This window comes from Psychrobacter sp. AH5 (assembly GCF_040371085.1).
GTDB lineage: Bacteria > Pseudomonadota > Gammaproteobacteria > Pseudomonadales > Moraxellaceae > Psychrobacter.
The window spans coordinates 579399-595085 of record NZ_JAMBMT010000001.1 but is presented as its reverse complement, the minus strand read 5'-3'; the positions used below and the strand labels follow the sequence as shown (position 1 = coordinate 595085).

Below are 15687 nucleotides of genomic sequence, written 5' to 3'. Positions count from 1 at the left end.
AAATATATTAATAACTATTTATTCAAAACTAAAATAATGGAGTAAACTATGAGAGAACGTTACGCAAGCGGTATAAATGACGAAACTGCCAAAAAAATGGTAGATCTACTTAATTCTAACCTAGCTAGCTTGATTGATCTGAGCATGGATACTAAGCAGTGCCATTGGAATCTACAAGGTACGGGCTTTATTGGTGTGCATCAACTGTTAGATGATACTTACGAGCGCTTGACGGAAGCTTTTGATACAGTAGCAGAGCGTATCGTTATTCTTGGTGGTAAAGCCAATGGTATCTCTAAGCGTGTGGTGGAAGATTCTATTTTAGAAACTTATCCTACTGATATCTCAGAGGTTGACCAGCATGTACGCGAGCTGACTAACCGCTATAAAAAAATTGCTGAGACCTTACGTGAAGCTATCGACACTGCAGGCGATGCTGGTGATGAAGATACCGCTGACCTACTAACTGAAGTTAGCCGTATTGTGGATAAAGACGCTTGGTTTATCGGTGCCAATGCGCCAAAGAAATAGTTCGAGATTGACAGCTGTCTTTTTGTAATGTCACTTGAGTAGTATGACTTAAGTAGACAATTGCTTGAATAATAATTACTTAAAAAAATCTAGTCTAAACTAGCAAATAGAAGGTCACCTTAACGGGTGACCTTTTTTTGGTTATAGCTTATTACAGCTAAAACTACTGTAGAGCTTTTTATTTTTTAGCGGTCAATCTTTATTGGCTTTCATCAGTTTTAAAGGTTTGGCATTTGGCGCTGATAGAGTCAAGATAGCTTCTTGAAACAGCTCATTAGCACGGAACTGACCTTCAATGGCTTCAAACTTTTGTGCAATACTCTCCTCTTTTTGATTGCCAGCGATATCTACTGCCGCCACCATAAATATCTTCTTGGGTCCAACCCATTCTAAATGTAAGTAGGAGACACTATCAATGTCTGCATGGCTTAACAGCTCGCTTAATACATAATCATGCATGGTGGTTGAGACTTTATAACCGACCAAAAAGTCTCGATTGCGGCTGATCAAAAATATTGCCACTATCCCTAATAATATACCAACGATAATAGAGCCTAGCGCATCCCAAAAGGCTTGACCGGTATAAACATGCATTCCCATAGCAGCAGCGGCAATCACTAGTCCAATAACTGCGGCTAAATCCTCAAAAAACACCCCGCGCAAAGTTGGGTTTGAGGTATTAATAACGTAGCCCACAGCGCTGACATTGAGCGCCTCTCCTTGCTTTTTACTTTGCAAATAGGCTTGAACGAGTGAGAACCCTTCGAGCACAAAAGCAATAGCTAGGATAATAAAAGCGATAGTGTAATTGGTCTCAGTGTCAGCCGCATTCCATTCAGTAATGCCAGTATAAATAGAGACAATCGAGCCTGCCATAAAAACGCCAAAAGCAGCTATCATCGACCAAACATAAGACTCTTTGCCATAACCTAAAGGATGAGTATCATCTGCAGGTTTAATAGATTTTTTTTCGGCTACTAATAAAAATATACCATTACCAGTGTCTGCCCAGGAGTGCGCAGCTTCGGCTACCATAGAGGCGGAGCCAGTAATAAAGGCTGCAACGGATTTGGCAATAGCAATGAGAAAGTTTGCACCAATAGCGATTAAAACAGTAATCACTGAGCTGGGCTTTTTGTCCTTGGGATTAAGACTAGGGGGTTTATCACCTCGGGCGCTATTGGAGATATCCGGACTCCCTAGGTGCAATTGTGGATTGGCAATGGATGGTTTTAAACTCATAATAAACTCAATAACGCGGCTAATAAAAACTAACTAAGATTTTTTAGCTGAAATAAAAATATCTAGCTCAGAATAAATTAACCGCTGTTATTTAACAGTAGTTTATGCGTTTATGATAAGTAACTTTTGCTAGCTACTTTTTTATCATCTACTGCAATCAAAGCTTGGCTCAGCAAAAGCTAACTCAAGCTTTAGTGGCATTTTGAGTCAACTCTCCTACTTCCTTATTAATATTGCAGCTAGGACGCTGGGAGTCTTGCATACGCAAACTTTTACGCTCAAGGGCAGCATCAGCGCGGCACTGCTGTAAATCGTTTTTTATATCAAGCGGCGGTATTGGTGTGGGTTTACCATTATCATCGATAGCCACCATGGTGAAATAACAACTATTGGTATGGCGAATGGTACGCGCGCGGACGTCTTCTGCCTCAACCCGTATACCAATCTCCATAGAAGTCGTGCCTACATAATTGACACTAGCGGCAAAAGTGACAAGCTCACCGACATAAATAGGCTCGCGGAACATCACTTGATCTACGGACAGCGTCACCACGTAGCTACCGCTATAACGACTAGCGCAAGCATAAGCCACCTGATCGAGCATCTTTAATAAATCGCCACCGTGGACGTTGCCAATAAAGTTTGCCATATCTGGGGTCATCAATATCGACATATATAATTCGTGATTTAATGGCGCTCTTTTCGCAGTAGAGCTAGTGTTGTATTGCGGCATGATGGTCCTTAATAGTTAAGAGAATATTAAATGCAAATAGCTAAGAGAAGAATTGAGAAGATAATTATGAGATTTATTTGTCATTTATACAGCAGGTAGATAGCTAGTGCAAACCCATTAGACACAAAAAAACGGCTTAACCTAAGTTAAGCCGCTGTTATTTAAGCTGGCACACTTAAGCTGAAGCCGTTCTATCCAGCCAGCGAAAACGGTATGCCAACCAAGCCGTACCAGCACTCACTGTACCGGTTAAAAAGCCGCCCCAAGTAAAATCTACCAAAGCGGTATCAAGTGTATAACCTTTAAATAAAGCTAGATTGGTAAAGTCGTAAGTACCATAAGCCATTAGACCCAGTAATCCGCCCAATAAGAAAATATGACCGATTGAGGCATTTGCTTTAATCTGCGGATAAAGAACAATAATACATAGCGCTAAGATATAGAACATATAGAACACGGCAGCTGCCATCATATTAGGTTCATCGGCTAAAAGATGACCTATACGCTCCTCATAAAATAGTCCTTTCATCGTTGACAGCCAGACGAAATCAACGCCCAAGAACATGGCAACGGCAACCAAATAAACAAACGTATAGCCCATAATAATATCCTTTTATAATAACTAAACAAGGATCACAGTTGCCTCCATGCTCAGCCTGTTTTATTTACGTAATCTCTTAGTAGCCCCTATGATTTGATATCACTCAATAGTAAAAATATTTAGAACAACTATGATGATTGCTACATTGATTAAATATACTTTAACTGTACTTCAATATAACGCATTTAGGTTTAGGAATCGTTGTAGCTTTAGGTAACTTAATTGTAAAGACTTTATGAAAGCTTTAATCTTAGATTTATCCTTTTTAACCGAAAGCAGCAGCAATGCTAGGAGCACTACGCGGATCTATAGTGTTGTCAATAAACTTGTCTGGCACCTCAGCAGCAGGCGAGTCAGAGAAATGTAGAATATCTATATTATTTGGCTTGACTGCCGTCAGCTGCACGACACCAATAGTACGCTCCAAAAATCCGCCTTCACAGTAACAGAAATAAAACCTCCATAATCTGATAAACGCCTCATCATAGCCAAGCGCTTTTATCTCTTCACGCTGCGACATAAACGCTAAGCGCCAATCTCGTAGCGTATGCGCATAGTCAAAGCCGTAATCATGCAATTGCTTGATGACCATATCGGTCTGCTGAGTAAACTGATTGTTTAACTCTTGATTGGATAATAGACAACCGCCGGGGAAAATATGGGTCTGAATAAAATCCACTGACTCTATATAACTCTGATAATTTTGATCATTAAAGGTGATGGCTTGTAGTACCATCAGCCCTGTCGGCTTAAGCAGCTCATTGCACTTAGCAAAGAAGGTCGGTAAGTACTCATGACCCACCGCTTCAATCATCTCAATACTAACTAGCTTGTCATATTGCCCTGTTAATTCACGATAATCCTCTTTGAGCAACGTAATTTTATCAGACAAGCCAGCTGCCTCTACACGTATCCGTGCCTCATCGAATTGTGCGTCAGAGATGGTGGTCGTCGTGACATGACAGCCATAATGAGTAGCGGCATAAATAGCAAATCCGCCCCAGCCTGTACCGATCTCAATGACTTTATCCTCAGCAGTGAGCTGCAAGCGCTTACAGATTAGCGCTAGTTTATGCTGCTGCGCCTCATAAAGCGTAGCTTCAGGGTTTTTATAAACGGCTGATGAATACATCATCGTCTCATCCAAAAAGCGCTGATACATGTCATTACCCAAATCATAATGCGCCAAGATATTGGATTTGGAACCTAACTGATCATTACTACGCAGCTGATGCTTAGCCCTCTCAAAGGTTTTACTAATGGCCGCAAAACGATTTTCTAACTTATTGAGCACCGACAAATTGCGCGCGGCTAGACGTATCAACCCAGTTAAGTCATCGGTATCCCACTCGCCATTGATGTAGCTATCCGCCAAGGCAATCGAGCCGCCAAACAATAACTGACGATAAACGCTGATATCATGAATGGTTAAGGTGACCTGCAGAGCATGACGACCAACCGCTGAGCTACTTTTTAGATTTAGTGATTTACTACCGAAACTATGCGTATCAACAGCTTGATCAGTAAACGCCTCAATGATGGTTATACCGCCGAATTGTACCCGTTTCAAAGCTTGGAATACCGCTTTTCTGGCTAGGTAACTTACACTATCATTTACAGGCTTTAAAATAGCACTGTCATTAAGCGTCTGGCTCAAACGCGCATTTACCTTCTCTAATCGAGTTGTTGGCTTCCGTTCGGTCGGTCGTACTGACATCGTTTTGGTATCCTTTTATGCATTTATCCATTTAAAATACGCTTTGATTACTACTAGGGTTGAGATTTCAATTTTGTTACTAAGCTTTAAGGATCTTTAGCTCCGTCATGTTAGTTGATATCAGCACTCTGCTCACTATCGGCTAGCTTTTGGTCATAACTAATATAAGGCACCCTTTTGAGCGCATAAAGCTTAAAGGTGTGCCAATAGATACGGCTTAGCGAAGTCACGTTCATTAACGGATTTTGCTTTAAGCTTTGCTGTATCGTCTGCTTAGTCATCGGCTCACCGCTCATTTTTATCCCTGTCTTGAGCACCTCACCGCGCTTATCACTGATATTGATAGCGATGCGAATATCAAAAGTATCTTGTTTATTATTAGCAGTTATAGAGTCCTGCAAAAAAGAAGACTTTACATCAACCTGCCAGCGATAGAGCTGGTCAATAGGATTAAAAGGCGAGACATGAAAGTCTTTATCATGACAGAACTCAGTCTGCGCGCCTTGTAATAAAAACCCATAATAATGACGCTTATCCCACGGCGTATTGGAGACCTCAGCTAATAGATGGGTGGGCACTTGCTCATCATCAAAGCCTAGATAAAAATTCACCGGACTAAAATACAAACCTGCATTACGACAAACCACTAAGCCCACGATATCGCCTTTAGGCCTACTGCCTGTCTTATCTTTAAAGACAGCATTTAGACGCTGCAACAACCCCTCTATATCTTTAGCATCAGCATCAACCGCCGTTTCTTGACTCGTCTGATCTAAAGGCAAACCTTGCAAATAATCATCGGCATAAAACTGCTGTAGTGCTTTATGTTTAGCTGAAAAAATGGGTAAAGCTGTCATGCGTTTATGTCGCGCAAATACACTCACCTCAGGTAGATCCTGCCCTGCTGCTAAAGCACTAATATTGACGCCCCAATAGCGATAAGGATAGCTAAACTTATGCACGCTCGGTAATAGGCGACTGTGCCATGTGGTCCCATGAAACAGCTGATGAGGAAATCGACTCTTAGACGAATGGTCACTTTTAGGCATTAAGCTCTCTTTTATTTGCGGCCGTGGATTTAAAGCTATTTATTGCTGCGAAAAACATTAGAAAATAGACCGCGCTTTTTTTTAGCCGTTGTTGATGGAGCTGATTTGGCTGCTACTGTATCGATATAATCTACCAATTCTTGATTGATCTGCGCGCTTAGCAGTTGGCGATTTTTTAGCTTGCGAGCCGATCGATCGGCTTTGACGGGCAAATCTTTGTAGACAAAAGGCGTATGCGCGCTATCGCTATTTGGTAAATGACTAGTATCCACCTCGTTTTTAATATCGATCTGAACTCCTAAAGACTGACAAACGCGCAGAGCACTACGCACGCCATCCTCATGAAAACCATTAAACCAGTAAGCTCCGCAAAAATGCGTATGTAGACCGCTGCTAGAGATAGTTGACCACTGTTTTTGCGCCTCAATCATCGGCTTATCAAACACCGGGTGGCTATAATCAATCGTCTTTATCACTTGCGCTGCATCGATTTTATGATTAAGAGTCACTAGATAATTATGCTGCTTGGTCAAGCGCTGCAAGATATTCATGTGATAAGTCAGCACCGGTTTTGCTGAAGCTTGCTTATCAGTAACATTTGTATTGTCGGTTTTGCCATCGTCATCGAGTAGATAATTCCAGCTTGCCCATGCCAAAGGTTTTTTGGGCAAAACGCTAGTATCGGTATGCAGCACCGCCGTGTTTGAGGTAAAACGAAAGTGACTTAATACTTGTGTTTCATCATAAGTGGCATCTGAGAGAATTTTTAAGGCTGTATCAGCATGGCAAGCAAAAATCACCTCATCAAAGCCCAAACTTTCACTATCATTATTATTGCCTGTGCTCACTACCAAATTAACTTTATAGTCAGCGTCTTTATGCTGATTACGAGTGAGCGCTTTTACAGGCGAATTAACTCGTACTTGCCCGCCTTTTTTAACAAATCGCGTTACTAGTTTATTGACGTACTGCTTAGAGCCGCCTTTGATAGTGAACCACTGCGGACGATTAACCACATCGAGTAGGCCGTGGTTATCAAAGAACTGCGCGAAGAATACTAACGGAAAATCCTCTACCTCTTCTAAGCTTGTCGACCAAATAGCCGATACCATAGGCAGCAGATAGTTATCGGTAAATAACTTGCCATAGCGTTTACGGGCTAGATAATCGCTCAGGGTTTGCTGAGTCAATACGCTCACGTCTTTACCCTGCGCTCGTGTACTCTCAAAGTTCTGACGTAGCTGCTTCATCTGCTTATTAAACTGCAAGATATCTTGTACAAAGCGCCAAAACTTTGGGCTGACGATATTTTTGCGCTGCGATAACAAGGTATTAATGGTATGGCCATTGTATTCAAAATTGCGCGCGACATTTTTGACTGAAAAGCTCATATCTGTCGACTGAAAAGGCACTTGCAGCTCATGCAATAAGCGAAAGAAGTTAGGATAAGTCCGCTCATTAAAGACAATAAAACCGGTGTCGATAGCGCTTTTTTCTAGCTGACTTGATTCTCTAAACCTAGATTTTGACTTTTTGCCGTCTTGTAGCGTCACATCGATAGTATTGACGTGACCACCGATATAGTCATTGGCCTCAAAGACGGTAACCTCGTGCTGATCTATCAGATAATGCGCGCAAGTGAGTCCCGATACTCCAGAGCCAATAATAGCGATGCGCTTTTTCTGAGCACCTTGCTGGCGGCTTTGCTTCATATAAGTAACACTGCTTGGTTTTGCTGCTACAGACTTGCGATGAAAAAACGGCATGCACCTTATCCTTTAGACTTTATATAATGGTTATAAAAGGCATCTCTATTACTTTTTATTCAGCTGTTTACTCACTTGCTGCCAAGCGACATCCGGCAGCGTACCCAAAGTTTTTAGCGGCAGCGTCAGCTTTTTGGGGAACTCAATGACTTCATGCTTGGCTTCAATACCAGCGCGGATCGCTTGACTGGCTTGCTCAGTAGTCTGCAAAAACGGCATGGGAAAATCATTTTGCTTAGTCATCGGCGTATCGACAAATCCTGGTACCACTAAGCTGACGGCCACATCAAATGGTACCAGACTGATTTGCAGAGTTTTCATTAGATAGTGAATCGCCGCCTTTGAGCTACCATAAGCTTCTGCGCGAGCAAAGGGCACATAAGCAGAAGCGGAGCCTAAGCCCACTAGACGACCTTTTGAAGCGATGAGTTTGGGCAGTACGCCTTCGATAGCGTGTGACAGCGTACCCATGTTAATTGACATGACCTTCATAAAGCTTTCGCTATCAAAATTAGGCATATCTAAATACTCACAAGCTCCGGCGCAGCAAATAGCTAAATCCACTGTATCAATCTTCTCAAAAGCCTCTATCACCGCCTCTTTATCCATCAAATCTAAATCAATAGCCGTTGCTCCCAGCTCTTTTAGCTCCGCTAGAGCCTCATCATCACGGCCCACTGCATATAAATGATGGCCTTGGTGCAGATAATCTTTTGTTAATTGCTTGCCAATTCCTGAGGTAGCCCCTGTAATTACAATGTGAAGTTTTTTTGGAGAATCAGTCATCATAATAGTCCTTTTTATTATAGCGCAAATATATAATTATTAACCAGCGTTTGTCCTAATAGCGGTTTTGTTTATGATAGCTAATTAATCCGGTTTGATGGAAACGTTATTGTTGTAACTTCGCAAACAACACCGCAGCTTTGGCCATAAGATTCAATAAAAATTTTTAAAGGCTCATAAATAACAGCTGGATGATTCACCTAAAGTCTAATCAATCACTAGAATCCTACTTTTAAGTTAGCTCTATCTCATTTAGCTATGAGGGTTTGACTCCTCAAAATATTGTTAAAATATTAAGTTTCTGTTACCAGTAGAATAAGACAGCTTCGTCTCTACATGCTACAATAATGCGACCTAAAACGCTGCTCAAAGCGTATCGGCACTGCTAATACCCAGCTTTAAAACTGCTAATACATAGCTTTAAAATAGAGCTTTGAAAAGACTGTTTCATATCGTAAGCTTTCACTATTTTTTATTCTTACCTGTTTTTTATTTATCACTAACAAGGATTTCTTATGAGCGACCTGCAACTCTCTGACCGCGTCAATAGTATCAAACCTTCACCGACCCTAGCCATTACCAATAAAGCCAAAGAGCTAAAAACTGCTGGTAAAGACATTATCGGTTTGGGCGCTGGCGAACCTGATTTTGATACGCCTGAGCACATCAAAAAAGCGGCTATCGAAGCTATCAATGATGGCTTTACTAAATATACCGCTGTCGATGGCACACCAGAGCTAAAGAAGGCTATTATCGAGAAGTTTAAGCGTGATAATGACATCAGCTATGAGCCAAATGAGATCTTAGTATCGGTAGGCGGCAAGCAGTCGTTCTTTAATTTAGCCCAAGCCTTTATCAATCCAGGCGACGAGGTTATTATTCCAGCGCCTTACTGGGTGAGCTATCCTGACATGGTCCTTATCGCTGAAGGCGTGCCTGTCATCGTAAAATGCCCTGCTGAACAAGATTTCAAAATCACCGCTGAGCAGTTAGAAGAGGCGATCACTGACAAAACCAAAATGCTAGTGCTCAATAGCCCTTCGAACCCAACAGGCATGATCTATACTTTAGACGAGCTAAAAGCGCTAGCAGAAGTGCTAAAAAAATACCCGCACGTTTATGTGGCCTCAGACGATATGTATGAGCACATTCGCTGGACAGGCGATAAGTTCTACAACATTCTAAATGCGGCGCCTGAGCTCAAAGAGCGCGCTATTATCCTAAATGGCGTATCCAAAGCTTATGCGATGACCGGCTGGCGTATCGGTTATGCCGGTGGCCCTGCTAAACTCATTGGCGCGATGAAAAAAGTACAATCACAATCGACCTCTTGCCCAACTTCTATCAGCCAAGTCGCTGCTACTGCGGCTATTAGCGGTGATCAAAGCGTACTAAAACCAATGGTTGAGGCCTTTGAGAAGCGCTGCGATATGGTCGTCGATGGTCTAAATGCTATCAAAGGCATTACTTGTTTGCGTCCAGATGGCGCTTTTTATGTCTATCCTAATATCAAGCCACTGATCAAAGCCGCTGGCCTGTCAACTTGTACCCAGTTTTCAGAATGGCTACTTGATAAAGTTGGCGTAGCCGTCGTACCAGGTGACGCTTTTGGTCTAGGCGGCTTTATGCGTATCTCTTACGCCACTGACGAGGCAACTTTAAAAGATGCTTTATCGCGTATCGAGTCAGCGGTTGCGGATTTGGATGTGGCTGAGTAATGAACTTATTCAAAGCTAAGCGTATATAGAGATTTGAATAAATAGCAAAAAGGCGTCCTTAATCGGCGTCTTTTTGCTTTATAGAGATAAAGAGTCGCTAGCTAAAACTAGCTGCTCTTATAGCTTTTAGTCAGAAAAGCCTTAAAATCTCGTTAATTTAGACAAATTTTGCTTTTAAAGCTAAAAAAGGCTTGACCTATTTTTTATCTTTGCTAGAATACGCTCCACTTAGCAGCAACTCATTACCTTAATCGGTCGTTGTTAAGCCCGTTGTGAGAATATTTAACACTCATAGCTTATTCCTCAATAGCTCAGTTGGTAGAGCGTCGGACTGTTAATCCGTGTGTCCCTGGTTCGAGCCCAGGTTGAGGAGCCAAATTTTAGACAATTTGTCTAGCCTTAGCGAGTTATTAATTTTAGATAACTGACTAAGACGTTTTATTGAATCCCTTTGATTCGATTATGGCATTTGCCAAGACCCTCATCGTTATGATGAGGGTTTTTTTATGCCTATTATTTAGCAGTGATAGCTTGTCAGTCAGACAGCGACTTTTATTGTGTTTTTTATAAAAAGTTAAGCTACACTAAGATTAATTATATTACTCATGTTGATTAGACTATCGTATGTGGGAACTTTTTGATACTGCCGCTTTCGCACCCTTTGTGATTGCAGGCTTCGTGCTCCTTATCCTCCTAGCTGTAGAGCTGCTAGGATTTTTCTTTGGCGGTATCAGTGGCTTTTTGGATAACCTACTGCCAGAGTCGCTAATAGATGCTGATCTTGATGCGGATATGAGTGTTGATAGTGATATGAGCTTAGGGCTCAGAGCGCTTGACTGGCTCTATGTCGGCCGTATTCCGACGATGATTTTGCTCATTTTATTTATCGCAAGCTTTTGTATTACTGGCTTTATTATTCAACAACTCGCCTATTCATCCCTAGGCCACTTTATCTCGCCTTGGCTAGCTGCCCTTGATGCTCTGGTCATTAGTGTGCCCCTTCTCAAAATGCTCTCAGCTTTGCTTTATCCTATCTTGCCTAAAGATGAAAGTAGCGCGGTCAGTGGCGACTCTTTAGTCGGTAAACCTGCACGTATTTTATTAGGTAGCGCAAGCATCGGTCATCCAGCGCAAGCTAAAGTGATAGATGAACATGGGCAAAGTCACTTTGTGATGATTGAGCCTGATCCCAGCGCTTTGACTGCTAATAACTCTAACCCTTTGTTAATGAGCGGCTCGGCGGTAAATCTGTCTACTGATAATCCATCTGCCGATAAAGAAGCGAGGCCGTTATTTAGTGCTGAGGATAAATTAATTATTACCAAAAAAGTAGCAGGACATTACTTAGTAAAAAAGATTTCATAGCCCATTAGCAATTAGCAATTAGCAATTAGCAATTAGCAATTAGCAATTAGCAATTAGCAAAAACAGTTAAGACTATTTTTGCCTAAACTTTTAAGTTTTAAATTTGAGGAATAGTATGGATACTTTGGTTTATTGGGGCATCATCGCCGGCGTTATCGTCGTAGCTTTATTCATTATTGCCTTTATTTTGACGCGACTTTATACGCGCGCCAGTAAAGAGGTGTCATTTGTCAGAACCGGTATGGGCGGTGAGAGCGTTATCTTAAATGGCGGCGCTTTTGTATTACCGGTCTTGCATGAAGTCATTCCAGTCAATATGAACACTCTGCGCTTAGAGGTACGCCGTGCCGATAACGAAGCGCTGATTACCAAAGATAGGATGCGAGTCGATGTCAAAGCTGAATTTTATGTGCGCGTAAGTCCGCTAAAAGAGTCCATCGCTACCGCCGCACAGACTTTGGGTATGAAAACCATGGCGCCAGGTGAGCTTAAAGATCTGGTTGAAGGTAAGTTTGTCGATGCGCTGAGAGCGGTGGCCGCCGAGATGCAGATGGAAGAGCTGCACGAAAAACGCGTGGATTTTGTGCAAAGGGTGCAGCGGGCAGTATCAGAGGATTTGGCTAAAAATGGCTTGGAGCTTGAAACCGTATCGCTCACGGGTCTGGATCAAACTAAGTTTGAATATTTTAATCCGCAAAACGCCTTTGATGCTGAAGGGATGACGCGCTTGACCAAAACGATTGAGGAGCGGCGCAAGCTACGTAACGATATCGAACAAGAAACTGATCTGGCTATCAAAACCAAAAACTTAGAGGCTGAGCGTAGCCGCATTAATATCGTGCGCGAAGAAGAATATGCCAAGCTTGAACAAGAGCGTGAGATCTCCATTCGCCGCGCTGAGCAGTCAGCCAATATCGCTACCGAAGAGAGCATCAAACAGCGCGAGGCCGAAGAAGCGCAAATCGCCGCTCAGCGTGAGATTGACCTAAAACGTATCAATGCCGAACGCGATATCAAAAACCAAGATATCATGAAAGAACAAGCGGTTGAACAGGCCAATATCGAGCGCCGAAAAGCTATCGAGCTTGCTGAACAAGAGCGTCAAATCGCCGTTGCTGAAAAGTCGCGTGCAGAGTCCGTAGCCAAGGCTGAGGCCGATCAGGCGCGCGCACTAGCCGTACAACAAGAAGAGAATGTCACTACCGTGCGCGAACGTGAGATAGCAGAGCGTACCAAAGCGGTACAGCTCATTAAAGCCACTGAAGAGGCCGAAAGAGACGCTATCGATATAAAAGTTGCCGCGCAAGCTGAAAAGCAAGCAGCGACCGATAGAGCCGAAGCCGTACGTATCGAAGCACAAGCGGCGGCCGATAAACAGCGCCTAAGCGCTCAAGGTGAGGCGGATGCACAGTTAGTGATTGCCAATGCGCAAGCGGAACAATATAGAGTCGAGGCCGAAGGTCAAGAAGCGATCAATAAAGCGGCAAATATGCTGTCACAGCATCAAATCGATATGCAAATACGCTTAGCCTTACTTGAGCGCCTGCCAGCTATCATCGCCGAATCCGTCAAACCTATTCAAAACATCGATGGTATCAAGATTTTGCAAGTGGGTGGCAATGGCGCAGGTATGCTGGCTGGTCAAAGCCAAAGTGGCAGCGGTAATGAGGCTAGCAACAATGGAGGTTCGGCAAATTCATTAGCCGATGAGATGGTCAGCTCTGCCCTACGCTATCGTAGCCAAGCGCCACTCATTGACCATTTATTAGGCGAACTAGGCTTAGCAGGCGGCGGCGATATCAATGCTTTGACCAGCGCGCTAGTAGATTCACAGTTTAATCCGGTGAATACTAATGCTAGCGATGATACCTTCAAATCAGCGCCGATAAGTCGTGCTGAGAAAAACCGTGCCAGCCAAAACCAAAACCATAGTCAAAATACCAATCAAAGTGCCAATCAGAGTGCCAATCAGAGTGCCAATGCGGTTAGCAATCAAGGCTCAGCAAGCGCTGATATACACGAAGTAGAGCTGCCAGCTGCGGTCAATAAGCGCGTGAATAAAGCTATCGATAAAGCGGATGCTAGCTATCAGCTGTCCTCGGCAGTACCTTTAGGCAATGAGCATAACCCTAGTCATTCATCGTCTACTGATACTGAGTAAAGCGCTGCTAAGCTTTATAAAGCGCTTTACTCTATAGCAGCTATAGATATGGTTTGGATAATCGTCTGAATTTTATGGCTAAGGGCTGATTTATACTAAAATCTATAAAATTTTAATTTTATTGCGCTAATAAGGTTGACAGCCTATAACTACTTGGCTAAAATACGCCTCACATAACGCGAACCGCTTTATTGGTTCAACGGTTATAACCTTTTATTCCCCAATAGCTCAGTTGGTAGAGCGTCGGACTGTTAATCCGTGTGTCCCTGGTTCGAGCCCAGGTTGGGGAGCCATATTGTATAAATCAGCCTTCATCAAATTATGATGGAGGCTTTTTTATGTGCGTTATTTTTATAGCTTTGGTATTTTTTTGGGTTATTTTATTGTAAGGTAAGACAGCATAGTTATAAGTTTAATAAGCTTTTTTGATTATTGCTCTGACTGCTATATCGTTTTATATCAAACTGACTGTAGTATAAGTGCTAGAATGAGCTAACTGTTTTGTTTTACTGATAATTTTATTCCTATCCACTAAAGGTCTATTATGATACCTGTACGTATAAAAAATAAATTCTCTGATCATCCACAAAAGGTGATGCGTCCGATTAGTATTCGTCTCTCTGAGGAGATGATTGAGCTATTACAAGCGACATCATCAGAGCTCGGCTTTAAACGTATTCAAGGCCTTATTCGTCTATATATACGCCAAGGACTAGATCGCGATCACCAAGACTATACTTTAGCGCATGATGAAGTGTTTATCGAAACCTTACGCAAACGCGGTGTCAGTCAACGTATTATCGATGAGGCTATTGTGGTGACGCATAACAACAACATCACACATCCGTTATCTGAGCTACAAGACAATGACTAAAAGCGGCAGTTTCGGCTAATCTGATTGTCGCGATTCACGGATTAGCAACGACTTCAAATCCTAAAAAAGCTAAGCTTACATAATAGTGCTTAGCTTTTTTTGTGGCCAATGGTTTTAGCCATTAAAAATAATCAAACGCAAAGCGGCTATAAAAAAGGTATATTAAAGCTAGAGCTATAAAAATAAGCGTTGATGAGGAGAAAAATAATGCAAAGATCACAAAAGCGCTTGACGACAGTTTTATTTTTGACGGTATCATTAGCTTTTATACCTGCCATAAGCGGCTGCTCAATGCCGCAGCAGGACCCTACCAAACAAACCATTCCTACTGACTCTAATCAATGGCAAAAAAAGCTTGGCAAAACTTTTGAGCAATTATCCGAAAGCGATAGACAGCTGCTCAGTCGCTATATGCTACGTATGAAGCTTAGCGGCGCTTATGAGTCAGGCGCTATGCCTCGTACTACCATAAGACAAGCGCTAATACAGCAGCGTGAATACGAGCGCTTGCATCCTAATAACCCCACTGGCGAAAAGAGCCCCGTGGTCGCTAGCAACCAGCGCGGTGGTATCAATGCACAGACTTACCCTGTAGCACTACTACCGGTCAAAACTAGCGATGACGATAGCTTAAATCAGGTCAAGCTCCAGTTTATGCTCTCAAATCACGGTAATGTACCGATTAAGAGCTTCAAAGGCTCACTGCTAATGAGGGACAATAAGCTAAAAGAAGGTAAAGGTTTTAATGTACCCTTGACTCAATTCGATCCACCTATTGCGCCTGAGCAATCGGGTAAAATAATTATTGAAAGTAGCATAGAAGACATCAACGTCATGCGCGCGATTAGAAACGCGCAGGACGTCACTATCGAGATCGATGAAGCAGTACTGACTCTTGCTGATGACCAACAAATTAAGTTTGATAAAATCGTACGAAAATAACTGTTTAATGCCTATTGCCGGTAAGCTAATAGTTAAGATAACAGCCATAAAAAAACCCCAATCCGTTAAGATTGGGGTTTTACAGTTCATTAGAACCAATTTGGCGGAGACGGAGAGATTCGAACTCTCGAAGGGCTATGAACCCTTGCCGGTTTTCAAGACCGGTGCATTCAACCGCTCTGCCACGTCTCCATAGGTGGGC

Annotated in this window: 13 protein-coding genes and 3 tRNA genes; 8 read left to right on the top strand and 8 right to left on the bottom strand. The window is 42.5% G+C overall.

The window, feature by feature from the left end:
* The first annotated feature begins 48 nt into the window (after positions 1 to 48).
* Positions 49 to 531, top strand: a complete 483-nt coding sequence (dps, locus tag M0N77_RS02565; RefSeq protein WP_353103250.1) for a DNA starvation/stationary phase protection protein Dps — start codon at positions 49 to 51, stop codon at positions 529 to 531.
* Positions 532 to 723: 192 nt separating this feature from the next.
* Here dps and M0N77_RS02560 read toward each other — a convergent pair whose 3' ends face one another.
* The 7 genes from M0N77_RS02560 to M0N77_RS02530 form a co-directional block, all read right to left on the bottom strand.
* Positions 724 to 1773: a cation diffusion facilitator family transporter gene (locus M0N77_RS02560; protein ID WP_353103248.1), complete on the bottom strand. Its 1050-nt coding sequence runs from the start codon at positions 1771 to 1773 to the stop codon at positions 724 to 726.
* Between the two features lie 184 nt (positions 1774 to 1957).
* On the bottom strand, positions 1958 to 2506 hold the full coding sequence (locus tag M0N77_RS02555) for an acyl-CoA thioesterase (protein WP_353103246.1): 549 nt from the start codon (positions 2504 to 2506) through the stop codon (positions 1958 to 1960).
* A gap of 175 nt (positions 2507 to 2681) precedes the next feature.
* A complete protein-coding gene (locus tag M0N77_RS02550) occupies positions 2682 to 3107 on the bottom strand; it encodes a DUF2177 family protein (protein WP_353103244.1) in 426 nt (141 codons plus the stop codon).
* A gap of 265 nt (positions 3108 to 3372) precedes the next feature.
* On the bottom strand, positions 3373 to 4824 hold the full coding sequence (locus M0N77_RS02545) for a cyclopropane-fatty-acyl-phospholipid synthase family protein (RefSeq protein WP_353103242.1): 1452 nt from the start codon (positions 4822 to 4824) through the stop codon (positions 3373 to 3375).
* Positions 4825 to 4934: 110 nt separating this feature from the next.
* Positions 4935 to 5873, bottom strand: a complete 939-nt coding sequence (locus tag M0N77_RS02540; protein WP_353103240.1) for a DUF1365 domain-containing protein — start codon at positions 5871 to 5873, stop codon at positions 4935 to 4937.
* Between the two features lie 35 nt (positions 5874 to 5908).
* On the bottom strand, positions 5909 to 7639 hold the full coding sequence (locus M0N77_RS02535; RefSeq protein ID WP_353103238.1) for an FAD-dependent oxidoreductase: 1731 nt from the start codon (positions 7637 to 7639) through the stop codon (positions 5909 to 5911).
* Between the two features lie 48 nt (positions 7640 to 7687).
* A complete protein-coding gene (locus M0N77_RS02530; protein WP_353103236.1) occupies positions 7688 to 8428 on the bottom strand; it encodes an SDR family NAD(P)-dependent oxidoreductase in 741 nt (246 codons plus the stop codon).
* A 512-nt stretch (positions 8429 to 8940) separates the two neighbouring features.
* Between M0N77_RS02530 and M0N77_RS02525 the strand changes: the two genes are divergently transcribed.
* The 7 genes from M0N77_RS02525 to M0N77_RS02495 all read left to right on the top strand — a co-directional run bounded on the left by M0N77_RS02525 (position 8941) and on the right by M0N77_RS02495 (position 15485).
* Positions 8941 to 10143 carry a pyridoxal phosphate-dependent aminotransferase gene (locus M0N77_RS02525; RefSeq protein WP_353103234.1) on the top strand — a complete coding sequence of 401 codons (1203 nt, stop codon included), beginning with the start codon at positions 8941 to 8943 and terminating at the stop codon, positions 10141 to 10143.
* 300 nt (positions 10144 to 10443) lie between these two features.
* Positions 10444 to 10519, top strand: a tRNA-Asn gene (locus M0N77_RS02520).
* 248 nt (positions 10520 to 10767) lie between these two features.
* Entirely contained in the window at positions 10768 to 11508 is a 741-nt protein-coding gene (locus M0N77_RS02515; RefSeq protein WP_353103232.1) for an OB-fold-containig protein, read from the top strand.
* Between the two features lie 115 nt (positions 11509 to 11623).
* Positions 11624 to 13669 (top strand): flotillin family protein, encoded by a 2046-nt coding sequence (locus M0N77_RS02510; RefSeq protein ID WP_371834182.1) that lies wholly within the window; start codon positions 11624 to 11626, stop codon positions 13667 to 13669.
* Positions 13670 to 13886: 217 nt separating this feature from the next.
* Positions 13887 to 13962 (top strand) — tRNA-Asn (locus M0N77_RS02505).
* 251 nt (positions 13963 to 14213) lie between these two features.
* Positions 14214 to 14543 carry a CopG family transcriptional regulator gene (locus M0N77_RS02500; protein ID WP_353103230.1) on the top strand — a complete coding sequence of 110 codons (330 nt, stop codon included), beginning with the start codon at positions 14214 to 14216 and terminating at the stop codon, positions 14541 to 14543.
* Between the two features lie 207 nt (positions 14544 to 14750).
* Positions 14751 to 15485 (top strand): hypothetical protein, encoded by a 735-nt coding sequence (locus M0N77_RS02495; protein ID WP_353103229.1) that lies wholly within the window; start codon positions 14751 to 14753, stop codon positions 15483 to 15485.
* Positions 15486 to 15586: 101 nt separating this feature from the next.
* Here the strand turns inward: M0N77_RS02495 and M0N77_RS02490 are convergent.
* Positions 15587 to 15677, bottom strand: a tRNA-Ser gene (locus M0N77_RS02490).
* Positions 15678 to 15687: the final 10 nt, after the last annotated feature.

Excerpts from the sequence above, each read along its gene's own strand:
- dps (WP_353103250.1), top strand. The coding sequence starts at position 49 with ATGAGAGAACGTTACGCAAGCGGTATAAATGACGAAACTGCCAAAAAA.
- M0N77_RS02560 (WP_353103248.1), bottom strand. The coding sequence starts at position 1,773 with ATGAGTTTAAAACCATCCATTGCCAATCCACAATTGCACCTAGGGAGT.
- M0N77_RS02555 (WP_353103246.1), bottom strand. The coding sequence starts at position 2,506 with ATGCCGCAATACAACACTAGCTCTACTGCGAAAAGAGCGCCATTAAAT.
- M0N77_RS02550 (WP_353103244.1), bottom strand. The coding sequence starts at position 3,107 with ATGGGCTATACGTTTGTTTATTTGGTTGCCGTTGCCATGTTCTTGGGC.
- M0N77_RS02545 (WP_353103242.1), bottom strand. The coding sequence starts at position 4,824 with ATGTCAGTACGACCGACCGAACGGAAGCCAACAACTCGATTAGAGAAG.
- M0N77_RS02540 (WP_353103240.1), bottom strand. The coding sequence starts at position 5,873 with ATGCCTAAAAGTGACCATTCGTCTAAGAGTCGATTTCCTCATCAGCTG.
- M0N77_RS02535 (WP_353103238.1), bottom strand. The coding sequence starts at position 7,639 with ATGCCGTTTTTTCATCGCAAGTCTGTAGCAGCAAAACCAAGCAGTGTT.
- M0N77_RS02530 (WP_353103236.1), bottom strand. The coding sequence starts at position 8,428 with ATGATGACTGATTCTCCAAAAAAACTTCACATTGTAATTACAGGGGCT.
- M0N77_RS02525 (WP_353103234.1), top strand. The coding sequence starts at position 8,941 with ATGAGCGACCTGCAACTCTCTGACCGCGTCAATAGTATCAAACCTTCA.
- M0N77_RS02515 (WP_353103232.1), top strand. The coding sequence starts at position 10,768 with ATGTGGGAACTTTTTGATACTGCCGCTTTCGCACCCTTTGTGATTGCA.
- M0N77_RS02510 (WP_371834182.1), top strand. The coding sequence starts at position 11,624 with ATGGATACTTTGGTTTATTGGGGCATCATCGCCGGCGTTATCGTCGTA.
- M0N77_RS02500 (WP_353103230.1), top strand. The coding sequence starts at position 14,214 with ATGATACCTGTACGTATAAAAAATAAATTCTCTGATCATCCACAAAAG.
- M0N77_RS02495 (WP_353103229.1), top strand. The coding sequence starts at position 14,751 with ATGCAAAGATCACAAAAGCGCTTGACGACAGTTTTATTTTTGACGGTA.